Source organism: Amycolatopsis sp. NPDC051373, assembly GCF_040689465.1.
In the GTDB taxonomy this organism is placed as follows: Bacteria; Actinomycetota; Actinomycetes; order Mycobacteriales; family Pseudonocardiaceae; genus Amycolatopsis.
The window spans coordinates 289,577-305,134 of the sequence record NZ_JBFBAE010000003.1; the positions used below are offsets into that span (position 1 = coordinate 289,577).

The 15,558-nt window shown below is 71.1% G+C and carries 10 protein-coding genes; 9 read left to right on the forward strand and 1 reads right to left on the reverse strand.

Going from position 1 to position 15,558, the window contains the following annotated elements; genetic code table 11:
• The first annotated feature begins 251 nt into the window (after positions 1–251).
• The 3 genes from AB0383_RS07435 (at position 252) to AB0383_RS07445 (ending at position 6,331) form a co-directional block, all read left to right on the forward strand.
• Positions 252–4,928 carry an ATP-dependent helicase gene (locus tag AB0383_RS07435; RefSeq protein ID WP_366186014.1) on the forward strand — a complete coding sequence of 1,559 codons (4,677 nt, stop codon included), beginning with the start codon at positions 252–254 and terminating at the stop codon, positions 4,926–4,928.
• Between the two features lie 155 nt (positions 4,929–5,083).
• A complete protein-coding gene (gene def / locus AB0383_RS07440; RefSeq protein WP_364179348.1) occupies positions 5,084–5,584 on the forward strand; it encodes a peptide deformylase in 501 nt (166 codons plus the stop codon).
• Positions 5,585–6,193: 609 nt separating this feature from the next.
• Positions 6,194–6,331 carry a hypothetical protein gene (locus AB0383_RS07445; RefSeq protein ID WP_364179352.1) on the forward strand — a complete coding sequence of 46 codons (138 nt, stop codon included), beginning with the start codon at positions 6,194–6,196 and terminating at the stop codon, positions 6,329–6,331.
• A 92-nt stretch (positions 6,332–6,423) separates the two neighbouring features.
• Here the strand turns inward: AB0383_RS07445 and AB0383_RS07450 are convergent, their stop codons facing one another.
• Positions 6,424–6,552: a hypothetical protein gene (locus AB0383_RS07450; protein ID WP_364179354.1), complete on the reverse strand. Its 129-nt coding sequence runs from the start codon at positions 6,550–6,552 to the stop codon at positions 6,424–6,426.
• 32 nt (positions 6,553–6,584) lie between these two features.
• Between AB0383_RS07450 and AB0383_RS07455 the strand changes: the two genes are divergently transcribed.
• The 6 genes from AB0383_RS07455 (at position 6,585) to AB0383_RS07480 (ending at position 15,555) form a co-directional block, all read left to right on the forward strand.
• The gene (locus tag AB0383_RS07455; protein ID WP_364179356.1) at positions 6,585–7,040 is read left to right on the forward strand and encodes an amidohydrolase family protein; all 456 of its coding nucleotides are present in this window, start codon (positions 6,585–6,587) and stop codon (positions 7,038–7,040) included.
• Between the two features lie 171 nt (positions 7,041–7,211).
• Positions 7,212–8,177 (forward strand): ABC transporter ATP-binding protein, encoded by a 966-nt coding sequence (locus AB0383_RS07460; RefSeq protein WP_364179358.1) that lies wholly within the window; start codon positions 7,212–7,214, stop codon positions 8,175–8,177.
• Positions 8,174–9,556 carry an ABC transporter permease gene (locus AB0383_RS07465; protein WP_366185818.1) on the forward strand — a complete coding sequence of 461 codons (1,383 nt, stop codon included), beginning with the start codon at positions 8,174–8,176 and terminating at the stop codon, positions 9,554–9,556. The genes AB0383_RS07460 and AB0383_RS07465 overlap by 4 nt, the downstream gene beginning before the upstream one ends.
• A gap of 4 nt (positions 9,557–9,560) precedes the next feature.
• On the forward strand, positions 9,561–12,305 hold the full coding sequence (locus AB0383_RS07470; RefSeq protein WP_364179362.1) for an alkaline phosphatase family protein: 2,745 nt from the start codon (positions 9,561–9,563) through the stop codon (positions 12,303–12,305).
• A gap of 136 nt (positions 12,306–12,441) precedes the next feature.
• Positions 12,442–13,797, forward strand: a complete 1,356-nt coding sequence (locus AB0383_RS07475) for a carboxylesterase family protein (protein ID WP_364179363.1) — start codon at positions 12,442–12,444, stop codon at positions 13,795–13,797.
• Positions 13,798–13,854: 57 nt separating this feature from the next.
• Positions 13,855–15,555 (forward strand): FAD-dependent oxidoreductase, encoded by a 1,701-nt coding sequence (locus AB0383_RS07480; protein ID WP_364179364.1) that lies wholly within the window; start codon positions 13,855–13,857, stop codon positions 15,553–15,555.
• The last annotated feature ends 3 nt before the right edge of the window (positions 15,556–15,558 follow it).

Sequence of the window (15,558 nt, forward strand, 5' to 3'; positions counted from 1 at the left end):
TCGGGATTGTACGGTCGGATCGGCCCGGGGGCCGATCGCACCGCACAATCCCGAAGCCGGCGCGATCTCGCTGGTGGGTCGCCTGGAGAGGACGACCGGGCGGAGGGGTTGGTGCGGGAGGTCATGGACGTGACGCAGTGCACGTCCGGGTCGCCCGGTCGGGTGGTCGGCGACGCCGTGACCTGGGCGTTCGCCGCGAGGGGGCCGTTGGCGACGGCGGGAATCGGAAACTGTCGGGGGTGCCGCGCATCATGGAGGACGTGGCAGCAGACGTCCTCGACCTCTTCTCCCCCGCGACCCGCACGTGGTTCGAGGGGGCGTTCGCCGCGCCGACCGCGGCGCAGGAAGGGGCCTGGCGGGCCGCGCACGCCGGGCAGCACGCCCTGGTGGTGGCGCCCACCGGGTCCGGCAAGACGCTGTCCGCGTTCCTGTGGGCACTCGACCGGCTGTCGGTGGAACCACCGCCGGCGGAGCCGCGCAAGCGCTGCCGGATCCTCTACGTCTCGCCGCTGAAGGCGCTGGCGGTCGACGTGCAGCGCAACCTGCGGGCGCCGCTCGCCGGGATCTCGCAGGCATCGCGGCGGCTGGGGCTGCCGGTGCCGGAGATCGAGGTCGGCATGCGCACCGGCGACACCACGGCGGCCGAGCGCCGGTCGTTCGGCAAGACGCCGCCCGACGTGCTGGTGACCACGCCGGAGTCGCTGTTCCTCATCCTCACGTCGTCGGCGCGGGAGTCGCTGGCGGGCGTGGAGACGGTGATCGTCGACGAGGTCCACGCCGTGGCGGGCGGCAAACGGGGCGCGCACCTGGCGGTGTCGCTGGAGCGGCTCGACGCGCTGCTGCCGAAGCCCGCGCAGCGGATCGGGTTGTCGGCCACCGTACGGCCGGTCGACGAGGTGAGCTCCTTCCTCGCCGGCGGGCGGCCGGTCAAGGTGGTGCAGCCGAAGCTCGCGAAGACCATCGAGGTCCGCGTCGAGGTGCCGGTGGAGGACATGGCGAACCTCGACGGGCCGGCGCCGTCGCCGATGGAGCGGCTGGAGAACTTCACGTCGTTGTCGCAGCTGCCTTCCGAGGGCGGCGTCGGCACGCAGGAGGAGATCGCGGGCGCCGAGGTGAAGCGGCCGTCGATCTGGCCCGCGGTCGAGGAACGGGTGCTGGAGCTGATCCAGGCGCACCGGTCGACGATCGTGTTCGCCAACTCGCGGCGGCTCACCGAACGGCTCACGGCGCGGCTCAACGAGCTGGCGGCCGAGCAGACGGAGCTGCGGGCCGGCGACGACTTCCCCGCCGAGGCGATCGGGCAGTCCGGGCTCACCACCGGTGCGGCGCCGACGATCGCGAGGGCGCACCACGGGTCGATGTCGCGGGAGCAGCGCACCCACGTGGAAGAGGAGCTCAAGTCCGGGCGGCTGCCGTGCGTGGTGGCGACGTCGTCGCTGGAGCTGGGCATCGACATGGGCGCGGTCGACCTCGTGGTGCAGATCGAGGCGCCGCCCACGGTCGCGTCGGGGCTGCAGCGGGTCGGGCGCGCCGGGCACCAGGTGGGGGCCGTGTCGTCCGGCGTGATATTCCCGAAGTTCCGCGGCGACCTCGTGTCGTGCGCGGTGGTCGCGGAGCGGATGGCAGCGGGGGCGATCGAGGCCGTGCGGTACCCGCGCAACCCGCTCGACGTGCTTGCGCAGCACGTGGTGGCGATGGTGGCGCTCGAGTCGTGGACGGTGCCGGAGATCGCGGCGCTGGTGCGGCGGGCGGCGCCGTTCTCCGCGTTGCCCGACGACGCGTTGCACGCGGTGCTCGACATGCTGGCCGGGCGGTACCCGAGCGAGGAGTTCGGCGAGCTGCGGGCGCGGATCACGTGGGACCGCGTGACCGGTGAGCTGCACGGGCGGCCGGGTTCGCAGCGGCTGGCGGTCACGTCGGGCGGCACGATCCCCGATCGAGGGCTGTTCACGGTGATGACGCCGGGGGCCGACGACAAACCCGGCTCGCGCGTCGGCGAGTTCGACGAGGAGATGGTGTACGAGTCGCGCGTCGGCGACACCATCCTGCTGGGCACGTCGTCGTGGCGGATCACGGACATCACCCACGACCGCGTGATCGTGGTGCCGGCGCCGGGCGAGCCCGCCCGGATGCCGTTCTGGAAGGGCGACGCGGCGGGGCGGCCGCTGGAGCTCGGGCGGGCACTGGGCGCGTTCGTGCGGGAGCTGTCCACTTCGGACAGCGTGGCGGCGCGCGACCGGGCCGCGGCGGCGGGGCTCGACCAACGGGCGTGCGACAACCTGCTGGCGTACCTGGAAGAGCAGAAATCGGCGACGCGGCACGTGCCGAACGACCGGACGATCCTGCTGGAGCGCTACCGCGACGAGCTGGGCGACTGGCGGATCGTGGTGCACTCTCCGTTCGGGGCGCAGGTCAACGCACCGTGGGCGCTGGCGATCGCCGCGCGGCTGCGGGAGAACCGGGGTGTCGACGCGCAGGTGGCGCATTCCGACGACGGCATCGTGCTGCGGCTGCCCGACGCGCTCGACGCCGAGGGCGGCGAGGTCACCATCGGCGCCGACGACGTGCTGCTGGACCCGGAGGAGGTCGAGCAGCTGATCGTGGCGGAAGTCGGCGGGTCGGCGGTGTTCGCCGCGCGGTTCCGCGAGTGCGCGGCCCGCTCGCTGCTGCTGCCGCGGCGCGATCCGCGGCGGCGGACCCCGTTGTGGCAGCAGCGGCAGCGAGCGTCCCAGCTGCTGTCGGTGGCGGCGAAGTACGAGCGGTTCCCCGTGGTGCTGGAGGCGATGCGGGAGGTTCTGCAGGACGTCTACGACGTGGGCGGGCTGCGAGAGCTGATGGCCGACGTCCGGGCGCGGCGGGTGCGGCTGGTCGAGGTGGAGACGCCGGCGGCGTCGCCGTTCGCGCGGAGCCTGCTGTTCGGTTACGTCGGGATGTTCCTGTACGAGACCGATGCGCCGCTGGCCGAGCGGCGCGCGGCCGCGTTGTCGCTGGATTCGGGGCTGCTGGCCGAACTGCTCGGCACGGAGGCGATCCGGGAGCTGCTGGATCCGGACGCCGTGCGCGAGGTGGAGCGGTCGCTGCAGCGGCTGGATCCCGAGCGGCACGCGCGTTCGGCCGAGGACGCGGCCGACCTGTTGCGATTCCTGGGTGATCTGTCCACTGTGGAGGCTCTGGAACGAGGGATCCAGCCCGAGTGGCTGGAGGAACTGGAAGCCGCGCGGCGGGCGATCCGGGTGCGGATCGCCGGCGAGGAACGCTATCTGGCGATCGAGGACGCCGGGCGGGTGCGCGACGCGCTCGGGGTCGCGCTGCCTGTGGGGGTGCCCGAGGCGTTCACGGAACCGGTGGAGGATCCGCTGGGCGATCTGCTCGGGCGGTACGCGCGGATTCGCGCACCGTTCCCGGCTTCGGCGGCGGCCGCGCGGTTCGGGCTCGGCTCGGCCGTGGTCACGGGTGTGCTGGAGCGGATGACCGGGCAGGGGCGGCTGGTCCGGGGTGAGCTGAGCCCGATCGGGCACCCGGACACCCACGGCGTGGGGCTCGAATACTGCGACGCGGCGGTGCTGCGGCGGCTGCGTCGGGCGTCGCTGGCGAAGCTGCGGGCGGAGGTCGAGCCCGTGGAGCCCGCGGCGCTGGGCCGGTTCCTGCCGTCGTGGCACGGGATCGGCGCGCGGGTGCGCTCGGCGCCGACGGCTGACGACGTGCTGTCGGTGGTCGAGCAGCTGGCCGGCGCGCCGTTGCCGGCGAGTGCCGTGGAGTCGCTGATCCTGCCGAGCCGGCTGCCGGGCTACTCCCCCGCGCTGCTCGACGAGCTCACCACGGCCGGCGAGGTCACGTGGGCGGGCTGCGGCGCGCTGTCCGGCGGGGACGGGTGGCTGGCGCTCGCCCCGACGGACGTGGCCGACCTGCTGCTGCCGGAGGTCGAGGAGAACGCGCCGTCGAGCCCGGTCCACGAGGCTCTTCTGTCCACTTTGGAGGGTGGCGCACTGTTCTTCCGGCAGCTGGTGGACCGGGTTTCGCCACAGCTGGAGTCGCCGCCGAACGACGGCGACATCGCAGGCGCGCTGTGGGACCTCGTGTGGGCCGGGCTGGTCACGGGCGACACGCTGGCGCCGCTGCGCGCGCAGGTCGCGGGCCACGGCGCCCACAAACCGCGGCGGCAGGCTCCGCGCGGCCGGTATGCGCGGCTGCGGGCGGGGCGCCCGGCGATGCCGTCGCGCACGGGACCGCCGACGGTCGCGGGCCGCTGGGCTCTCACGCCGGCGCGGGAGACCGATCCGACGCGCCGGGCCCACGCGCGCACCGAGGCGTTCCTCGAACGGCACGGCGTGCTCACGCGCGGTGCGCTCGACACCGAACGGGTTACGGGCGGGTTTTCGGGGATCTACAAGGTGTTGCGCGGCATGGAGGACTCGGGCCAGGTCGTGCGCGGCTACGTGGTGGAGGGCCTCGGCGCGGCGCAGTTCGCGGCGAAGGGTGCGGTCGATCGGCTGCGCGCCTTGTCGGGTCCCGCGCCCGGTGCGGACGGCTGGTCCGGCTCCCCGGCTCGGGCCGGTAGCGACCGCGCGGTGGTGCTGGCCGCCGCCGACCCCGCCCAGCCCTACGGTGCGGCCCTGCCCTGGCCGGCCGCCACAGGCGACACGAAACACCGCCCGGCGCGCAAGGCGGGCGCCCTCGCGGTCCTCGTCGGCGGCGTCCCCGCCCTCTACGTCGAACGCGGCGGCCGCTCGCTACTGAGCTTCACCGAGGACCGCGCCCCCCTCCAAGCCGCGGCGGCGGGCCTCTCCACCGCCGTCCGCGAGGGCTGGCTGGGCCAGCTGGCCGTCCAACGCGCCGACGGCGAACAAGCCCTCACCTCGGAACTCGCCGACATCCTCCGGGAGGCCGGCTTCCGGGCGACGCCGAAGGGGCTGCGGTTACGCGCCTGAGTATTCGAGTGTCCAAGTATTCGAGTACGTGAGCGCCTGAGTTTCTGAGTGGCTGAGTGGCCGAGTGACGGGCATCGGGCGAGGTCGGCACGGCCGTGGACCCGGTGGTCATTACACTTCGTCCGGATACCCGGCGGGAAGAAGGACGTTCGATCATGGCGATGCGCGCTCTGCGCTACTTCGGGGACCCGGTGCTCAAGACGGTCTGCGATCCCGTGACGACTTTCGACAAGAAGGTCGAGGCGCTGGTCACGGATCTCATGGACTCGGTGAAACCGGACGGGCGCGCGGGGCTGGCGGCGCCGCAGATCGGGGTGGGGCTGAGGGTGTTCAGTTACGACGTGGGTGGCCTGACGGGCTACGTCATCAACCCCGAGATCGTCTCGTTGTCGGAGGAGACGCACGACATCGACGAGGGCTGCCTGTCTGTGCCGGAGCTGTGGTTTCCGACCGTGCGGGCCAAGCACGCGGTGGTGCGGGGCGTCGACCTGCGCAACGAGCCGATCGAGGTCGAGGGGGTCGACGTGCTGGCGCAGTGCCTGCAGCACGAGACCGACCACCTGGACGGCATGCTCTACCTGGACCGCCTGACGCCTGAGCGCAAGAAGCAGGCGCTCAAGCAGGCGCGGGGCAAGGACTGGTTCTGGAACCGCTGAGCACCATCGGCGAAGTGCATTTATGTTCGCGGAAACGTTTTCCACGAACGGAAACACTGGGATTTGTTCACAGTCTTGAATATCGCAAGCGATGGGGGCACCCGCGACGGCCGCGCCGCGGGGCCGGGATGTGGCCGACGCGGCGAACAGTGACTGGCTCCAGACCACGAAACACCTGCTCAGCGCGTTGCCGAGGTCAGTCGATCAAGCCGGAAAAGGCCGCGCGCTGCCGGTCAGTCTCCAGAGCCAGGCCCGGAACGGCGTGTTCGGGATCGGAAAACGCGAGCGTCGCGGAAATGGCGGAATTCGCCGCACAAATGCCGTGACACGGGGTGCCGTGGGGCGTTGCGGACCAGGGTGCCGCGACGCCGTTCACGGAGCTCGCGGAAAGGCACAGGCTCACGGTGCAGGATCAGCGTGCGCTCACCGCTCTCGAGAAGAACACCACGACATTCGACACAACCCCGCCGGGTGCGACAGTACGGCGCGTCGACGGGGCTTACGCGCAGACGTTCCTCGACGTTCCGTCGCGGCCACGGGTGCGCCGGCCGACAGTGTGCGCGATCTGCTCAGCGCGGCAATGCTCGATCTGCCCGCGGCGTCACGCTGGTGGCCGCCCGAATCCTGCACGACGCGTTCGACGGCGGCGCGCGGGGCGGACTGCCGGCGATCGACCCGACCAACGAGCAGCTCGCGCGGACGCTCGGCTTCCGCACCGTGGACACCTGGACCACCGCCGACGCCTGATCACGCGGAGAAGCGGGGTCAGCCGAAGAACGCCGAACCCGCTTCTCCCGCCCGGCACCCTCCCCGGCACCAATCCGGATCCCCCGCCGCCATCAGTGCTCGACCGCCTTCTGCGCCAATGCGGCGCATCGCGTCGTCGACGAAGGAGCCGTCCAGACGGCGGTCGCGCGCGTGATCAGGCCGCGCGCGTCGAGCTCCAGACCGGTGACGCCGTGGGGCACGGGACCGCAACCCGCTGCCGCAGGACGCCCGCGTGTACGCCGGCCACGAGTGGCTGCTCGGCCCGGCCTGGGCATTCGGCCAGCAGAAGGCGGCGCACGCGCTGCGCCTGGCCGCGTCGGGGTTGTTCGACCGCCACGCCGGGGTGAACATCATTCTCGGTCACCTCGGCGAAGGACTTCCTTACTCCCTTTGGCTGATCGACCACCACAACAAATGGAGCAATGCCGCGCTCCCCTATCCTGCCAAACGGCCGATCACCGAATACTTCACCGAGCACTTCTACGTGACGACGTCCGGCAATTTCCGCACCCAGTCGTTGCTCGCCGCGGTGTCGGAACTGAGCGCCGATCGCGTGCTCTTCTCCACCGACTGGCGGTTCGAAAACGTCGACCACGCGGCCGGCTGGTTCGACTCCGCACCCCTGAACGAACCCGACCGTCGCAAGATCGGCAGGGACAACGCGCTGGCCCTGTTCCGACTCCCCTGATGCAAGGCGACAGTTAACTCAAGGCAAGATCACGATTTAACTCGGACAATCCACGAGTGCGACTTGTTTCGTCCGAGCCCCGTTCCCCGATCGTTCACCCGGCACCGGCTCGAGATTAATTTACCGTCCCTAAGTTCCTGACGCACGTTTCACGACGAAAGCAAAGGGACCATGGACACACCTCTGGCAGTCCGGGCTCGGGGAATCACCAAAAGTTTCGGCGAAGTCGTCGCGCTCGACGAAATCGATCTCGACGTCGCCCAGGGGCAGATCCACGGAGTGGCCGGGCCGAACGGCGCGGGCAAAACCACACTGCTGGGTCTGCTGCTGGGCCTCGCCGTCGCGGACGAGGGCCGCCTGGAGATCCTCGACTCGCCCGTCGGGCGGACGCTGGACGCTCCCGGCGGCGTCGCCGGGTTCGTCGACGGCCCCGGCCTCTACCCCTCGCTCACCGCGCGGAAGAACCTTGCCGCCCTGGCCGCCCTGCGCGGCGGCGACACCCGCACCGCCGGCATCGACGACGCGCTCGCCCAGGTCGGGCTCACCGACGTCGCCGACGACCGCGTGCGCGGCTTCTCCCTCGGCATGCGCCAGCGGCTCGGCCTCGCCGCCGCCCTGCTCACCCACCCGCGCCTGCTCGTGCTCGACGAGCCCGCCAACGGCCTCGACCCCGCCGGCAAGAAACACGTGCACGGGGTCCTCACGCGGCTCGCGGCCGAAGGCGCCACCGTCGTGCTGTCCAGCCACCGCATGGACGACCTCGAAGCGCTGTGCTCGGAGGTCACGATCATCGCGACCGGCCGCGTCGTCTTCACCGGTCCGCTGGGCAAGCTCTCGTCGGAGAATCAGGAGCTCGACTACCGGCTCGTGACCTCCGATCGCGAGGCCGCGCGGAAGCTCGCGGCCGAAACCCCCGGCATCCGGCTCGGCGACGAGTCCGGAAAGGACAGTGGCCTGCTCGTGGTGCGCGCGCTCGTGCCCGCGCTCGACGACCTCGTGGTGCGCCTGGTCCACGCGGGCGTGGCTCTCCGCGAACTCGCGCCCGTGGTGTCGCCGCTTGAGGCCGCGTTCCTCGCCCTCACCGAATCCGAAGAGGCGTCCGAAACCGCGTCTCAGCAGCAGGAGTCCGCCCGATGACCGCGACCCTCACCGAACCCGGCACGCCGGGTACACCGGAAACCCCGACCGCACGCGAGGCACCTGCCTCCGTGGCCCGCGGCTACCGCTTCGAGCTGGTCAAACTCGTCTCCCAGTGGCGAGTCCGCCTGCTGGTGCTCGCCTGCTGGATCGCCCCGGCGCTGTTCGTCGCCGCGGTGAGCCAGCAGAGCGACCTGCCGGTGGACACCGTCTTCGGCCGCTGGATGAACGCCACCGGCTGGGCCGGTTCGCTCGTGATGCTCGGGTTCGCCGGCAGCTACGCGCTCCCGCTGCTCACGTCGGTGGTCGCCGGCGACGTGTTCGCGTCCGAGGACCGGCTCGGCACCTGGCGGCACCTGCTGGTGGCCGTCCGGTCGTACCGGCGGATCTTCGTGGCCAAGGTGCTGGCCAGTCTCACCGTGATCTTCGTGCTCGTGGCCGGCCTGGCCGTGTCCAGCGCCGTCGGCGGTGTCCTCGGCGCCGGCAACCGGCAGCTCGTCGGACTCGACGGGCACCTGCTCTCCCCCGGCGCCGCCGCCGGTCACGTGCTGCTCGCGTGGGTTTGCGCGCTCGCCCCGACGCTCGCGTTGGCCGCGGTCGGGCTGCTCGGGTCCGTCGCGCTGGGCCGGTCGCCGATGGGCCTGCTGCTGCCCGCCGTCGTCGCGCTCGGGATGGCGGTGGCCCAGCTGCTGCCGCTGCCCGTGGCCGTGCGCCTCGCGCTGCCGACGTACTCGTTCATCGCGTGGGAAGGGCTGTTCACCAGTCCCGCGCAAGCCGGACCGCTGCTCGTCAGCATCTTCGTCTGTCTCGTGTGGACAGTCGTGGCGACCGCGCTGGCCTACTTCCTGTTCCTGCGACGCGATTTCACCAACCTGAGCTACGACGGCTCGGCCCGCCGCACCATCACCGCCGGCGCGCTGCCGCTGGTCGGGCTGATCGTGGTCGCCTTCGCGGTGATCGCCGTGGCCACGCCGTCGCTCGGCTCCGGCGTGACGCAGGACAAGGTGCAGCAGTCGCTTTCGACCACGTTCGCGCATCTCTACCGCCTGCAGACCGACGAACTGCACCGCCCCGCCGTGACGGAAGCCCAGCTGGGCGTCACGTCCGAGTGCCAGAAGGGCGGCGGCCTCGTCGCCCAGGAAGGACCGGGCAACGACTGGCGGTGCGTCGTCTCGTGGCATCTCCCCGGCGTCGAAGCGACTGGTCAGGCCATCTACCAGCTCGACGTCACCTCAGACGGGCGGTTCGTCGCCGACGGCGACGGGCCGAAGGAAGTGAACGGCTACTTCCAGGTGCGGACCCCGACCGGGGACCAACCCAACCCGCTGTGGCAGTTCGACGCCAGCGTCGAACTGCTGTCCAACACCCCGAAGGGATGACCCCATGCAGGTAACACGCCGCCGCAGGCGTGCAGGGAGAGCCAGGTCCAGCACCGGCAGATCGCGTCAGATCCGCCTGGTCACCGCCGGAACCGCCACACTCGCCCTGGTCGTGACGGGCTCCGGCATCGGCACCGCGTCGACGCAGGAGTTCGGCCAGCAGCATGTCGGCCAGAACACCAAGGACGGGCTGGTCGTCTCGAGCGACCAGTACCTCGACCCGATCGGCGACCGGCTGGTCGTGAACGACGGCAAGATCATGGCGTCGAAGATCAGCCCGGACGGCACGCACCTCGCCGCGCTGACCACCGACGGCGACGCCGCGCTGACGATCGTGGACCTCAAGAGCTACAAGGTCCAGCAGCTGATCGGCACCTCGGCGAAGGTGAACCTCAAGATCGCCGGCAGCGACGTCGGCCAGGAAGGTCCGTCGTACTCTCCCGACGGCAAGTTCCTGTGGCTCGCCCAGACCGACGGCTACACCAAGTTCTCGGTGAACGCCGACGGCTCGCTCGCCAACCCCGTGTCCGTCAAGATCCCCGCCGACGGACCCAAGCACGCCCTGGTCGCCCAGGCGGTGTTCTCGCCCGACGGCGCCGTCGTGTACGCCGCCGTGAACGGCCAGAACCGCGTGGTCGCCATCAACGCGTCGACCGGCGCCGTCCAGCAGAGCTGGAACACCGGCATCGCGCCGCGCGACCTCGTGCTCGTGGGCTCGAAGCTCTACGTCAGCAACGAGGGCGGCCGGATGCCGCTCCCCGGTGAGACGACGATCAACTCGTACAACACCCAGGTGCCGGCCGACCCGTTCACGGGTGCCTCCACCACCGGCACGGTTTCAGTGATCAACACCGCGAAGCCGGCCGCCGCCGTGGCGACCATCAACGTCGGGCTCCACCCGACCGCGGTGTACGCCAGCAACGGCACGGTGTTCGTCGCGAACACGTCGAGCAACAACGTGTCCGTGATCGATTCGGGCAAGGACAAGGTCACCCAGACCATCGCGACCCAGCCGTGGCCCGAGGCCACGGTCGGGTACGAGCCCGATGGCATCACGCTCACCAAGGACGGGCACCTGCTGGTGACGCTCGGCCGCGCCAACGCGATCGCCGTCTACAAGTACGCCAGCCCGAAGGAGCCGGCCAGCTACATCGGCCTGCTGCCCACGGACTACTTCCCGACCGCGATCGCCACGGTGGGCAAGGACATCGTCGTGTCCAACACCCGCGGCATCGACGCCCAGCGCCCGACCACGGCCGCCGGGCACGGCACGCACGACACGACGTCCAGCGTGCAGCGCTTCCAGCTGCCCGACGACCGGACGATCAAGTCGTACACGCCGAAGGTGTTCAAGCAGAACGGCTGGACGAACAACGCTGTCCAGGTGGCGAACGGCAAGAACAAGAAGCCGGTTCCCGTGCCGGCTCGCCTCGGCGACCCGTCGCCGATCAAGCACGTGTTCCTGCTCGTCAAGGAGAACCGGACCTACGACCAGGTCTTCGGTGACATCCCGCAGGGCAACGGCGACGCGGCGCTGGCGCAGTTCGGCGAGAACGTGACGCCGAACCAGCACGCGCTGGCGCAGCAGTTCGGGTTGTACGACAACACGTACGACATCGGCACGAACTCCGCCGAGGGCCACAACTGGCTCATGCAGGCCGACGACCCGGAGTACACCGAGTCCTCGGCCGGTGAGTACCTGCGCAGCTACGACACCGAGGACGACGTGCTGGGCCACCAGGCCTCCGGCACGCTGTGGTCGGGTGCCGAGGCGGCGGGCAACACCGTGCGCGATTTCGGCGAGTTCCAGCAGTTCCTGACCAAGCCTTCGGGCGCGTCTTGGCAGAACCTGTACTGCGACAGCAAGAACATGGCCGCGACGGGTGAGCCCAGCGCCTACCCGCTCGTGTCGTCGTCGCCGATCCCGTCGCTCAACGACGTGTCGGTGCACGGCTTCCCGAAGTTCGACACCAGCGTGCCGGACGTCTACCGGGAGCAGATCTGGCAGCAGGACTTCGAGAAGAACGGCCCCGCGAACCTGAACATGTTCTGGCTTTCCAGTGACCACACCGGTGGTCCCGCGAACGCCGCCGCCCAGGTCGCGGACAACGACCTCGCCGTGGGCAAGATCGTCGACACGATCTCGCACAGCCAGTACTGGAAGGACTCCGCGATCTTCGTGGTCGAGGACGACTCCCAGGCCGGCCTGGACCACGTCGACGGGCACCGGGCGCCGATCCAGATCATCAGCCCGTACGCCCAGCACGGTGTCGTGGACAGCACGTACTACTCGCAGATCACGATGGTTCGCACGATCGAGCAGATCCTCGGGATCCAGCCGATGAACCAGAAGGACAGCGCGGCCACCCCGATGGCGAGTGCGTTCACGAGCAAGCCGAACCTCACGCCGTTCAACGCGGTGGCGAACCGCACGTCGCTCACGGGCGGCCTCGCGACGCAGCCGTCGTGCGGTCCGGACGTGGTGGCTCCGCAGTTCGCGTCCGTTCAGCCCGACACCGCGGTGCCGGCGGACAAGCAGCAGGTCGCTTCGCAGTGGTCGGCGTGGCAGAAGAACCAGCGCCTCACCGGTCCGAACGCGACGGCGGACTACGCGAACCCCGCGCAGATGAACCACTTCACGTGGTACCAGACGCACGGGTTCAAGACCCCGTACCCCGGTGAGAACAAGGTCTTCTCGCCGGATCAGGTGCCGGGTGCGTACATCCCGTCGGCCGAGTCGGACGGCTGAGTCACTGATTGAGTCATGACACGGGCCCCTGGCCGGCATCACCGCCGGCCGGGGGTTCGTGCGTTCGGGACAGAAATCGCCGGCGATTCGGGCAGCCGCGCCCCGGTGCGGGCCCGGCGCTGGTAACGATGGAGGGATGACCGATCCCATCGTCACCACCCCGTACGGCCGGGTGCGGGGCAGCGTGCGCGAAGGCGTCACGCGGTTCCTCGGCATCCCTTACGCGGCCGCGCCGTTCGGCGAGGCACGGTTCCGGGCGCCGCGCCCGCCCCAGGCGTGGGACGGCGTGCGTGACGCGCACGAGTTCGGGCCGACCGCGCCTTCGGTTCCGTTGCCGGGTTCGTTCCTGGCGGAGCCGGTGGTCGAGGGGCCGGCCTGCCTCAACCTCAACGTGTGGACGCCCGACCCGGACGCGGCCGGACTGCCGGTGCTGGTGTGGCTGCACGGCGGCTCGAACGTCACCGGTTCGTCGGCGATGCCGATCTACGACGGAGCGGCGTTGGCGCGGCGAGGGGTCGTGTTCGTGTCGGTGAACTTCCGGCTCGGCGCGGAAGGCTTCGCGCTGCTGCCGGACGCGGTCGCGAACCGCGCGCTGCTCGACCAGGTCGCGGCGCTGGAGTGGGTGCGCTCCGGCATCGCGGCGTTCGGCGGGGATCCGGACGCGGTGACGTTGTTCGGCACGTCGGCGGGCGCGGGCGCGACGCTGGCGCACGTGGCGATGGATCGCGGCCTGTTCCGGCGGGCGATCGTGCAGAGCGCCGGCGCGCGGGCCGCGCTTTCCGCGTCCGACGCGCTTCTGGTCACCGGCGAGATCGCGCGCGCGGCCGGCGTGGAGCCGACGGCGGCGGGGTTCGCGCGCGTCGCGCCGGAGAAGCTCGCCGCGCTGTCGACGGCGGCCGTCACGGACCTCACGGCCGATCTCGACTCCGCCCGCTGGGGTGCGACGACCGTGGCCGCCGCGCAGCCGTTCCTGCCGGTGGTGGACGGGGAGGTACTGACCGAACCGCCGTTCGACGTGGTCGTGCGCGGCGGCGGGGTGGATCTGTTGATCGGCACCAACGCCGACGAGCTGCTGGCGCTGGCCGGCGCGTCGCTTCCGGACGGTGTCTCGCACTCGGACGTGACGGAATTGCTGGGACGGCTGGGTCTTGCGGTCGAAGCCGCTCCCGAAGGGACGACGCCGGTCGAGCTTTACGCCGACGTGCTGACCGACGCCCTGTTCCGCCGTCCGGTCACGGAGATCGCCCGGGCACGGCCGGCATTCGTGTACGAGTTCGCGTGGCCCTCGCCGTTGCCCGGTGTGGGCGCTGCGCACGGGCTGGAGCTGGGGTTCGTGTTCGGCAACCTCGGGTTGTCCGATCTCGAAGGGCCGACGCCGCCGCGTGCGCTGGCGGATCGGGTACAGGCGGCGTGGGTGGCTTTCGCCACGACCGGCGACCCGGGGTGGCCGCGGCACCGCGAGGACGGCGGGGTGTTCGTGTTCCGGGCCTGACGGCCTCTGAAAAACCACGCGTTCGCGCGGGTGTGGATCGCCGTTACTGTCGGGTGCATGTCCGGCGCCGTGCTTCTCGCCGTCGACGAGAACGCGGATGCGCTGCGTGACGTCGAACGGGAACTGCGCGAGCGCTACGCGCGCCACTACCGCATCGTGAGCCTGCCCTCGGCGCAGGAAGCGTTGGTGCTGCTCGAAGAACTCGCCGCGGATGGTGAAGACGTCGCGCTCGTCCTTGCCGGTCAATGGCTTTCCGGCACGACCGGTGGCGAATTGCTGGCCCAGGCGCGCCGGCTGCACCCGCACGCGAAGCGCGGGCTGCTGATCGCCTGGGGCGAATGGGGCGACCGGGCCACGGGTGAGGCGATCTTCGACGCGATCGCGCGCGGGCACATCGACCACTACGTGCTGCGGCCGCTCGCCGCGCCGGACGAGGTGTTCCATCACGCGATCTCGAACCTGCTGCTCGAATGGACCGAGCTGCGGCGCACGTCGCCCTACACGATCCACGTGGTCGGCGACACCTGGTCCGGACGCGCCTACCGGCTGCGGGAGGTCCTCGGGCGGTGCGCGATCCCGCACTCGTTCTCCCTGGCGGACTCGAGCGAAGGACGCGCCCGCATCGCCCAGGCCGGGCCGGGCGAGCTCCCGATCGTCGTCTTCCCCGACGGCACGGTCCTGCGCAACCCCACCGACGCCGACATCGCCGTGGCCTCGGGCGCGCCGGTCAACCCGGACCGCATGGAGTTCGACCTCGTGATCATCGGGGCGGGCCCGTCCGGGCTTTCGGCGGCCATGTACGGCGCGTCGGAAGGATTCGGCACGCTGGTCGTCGACGAAGGCGGGCTCGGGGGCCAGGCGACGTCCAGTTCGCTGATCCGCAACTACCTCGGTTTCCCCCGGGGCGTCAGCGGCCGCCGGCTGGCGCAGCAGGCGTACGACCAGTCGTGGGTGTTCGGGGCGAAGTTCGTGTTCATGCAGCGGGCAGCCGAGCTGCGGCGCGAAGACGAGCTCTCGATCACGCTGTCCAACGGCACGCAGGTGCGGTCCCGCGCGGTGCTGCTCGCGCTGGGTGCCACCTACCACCGGCTGGGCGTGCCGGCCCTCGAGGCGTTGAACGGGGCCGGCGTCTACTACGGCGGTCCGGCTTCGGAGGCGCCCGGTGTCGCCGACCGCGAGGTCTACGTCGTCGGCGGCGGGAACTCGGCCGGCCAGGCCGCGCTGTACCTGGCGCGGTATGCCAGGCAGGTCACGCTCCTAATCCGCGGCCGGTCGCTGGGCGCGGGCATGTCGCACTACCTCGCCCGGGAAATCGAGGCCACGCCCCGGCTCAGCGTCCTCCTCGCCACCGAGGTCGTCGACGGCGGCGGCACCGGGTGGCTGGAGCACCTCGTGCTTCGCGACCGGCTGACCGGCCGCTCGGCCACCGCCCCCGCCGACGCCCTCTTCGTCATGATCGGCGCGCACCCCCACACCGCGTGGCTGCCCCCGGAGGTCGAGCGCGACGACCGCGGCTTCATCGTGACGGGCCCGGACCTGGCCGGCCCGTGGCCGCTCGAGCGCGCCCCGCTGCCCCTCGAAACGAGCCTGCCGGGCGTGTTCGCGGCGGGAGACGTGCGGCACGGCTCCGTGAAGCGGGTGGCGTCGGCGGTGGGTGAGGGTTCGGTGGCGATCCAGTTGCTGCATCGGATGTTCGCGGCTGAAGAGTTGCAACCGAGGGGACGACCGCAGGAACCCGTGGAGCCGGTCGGGCGGTGAACC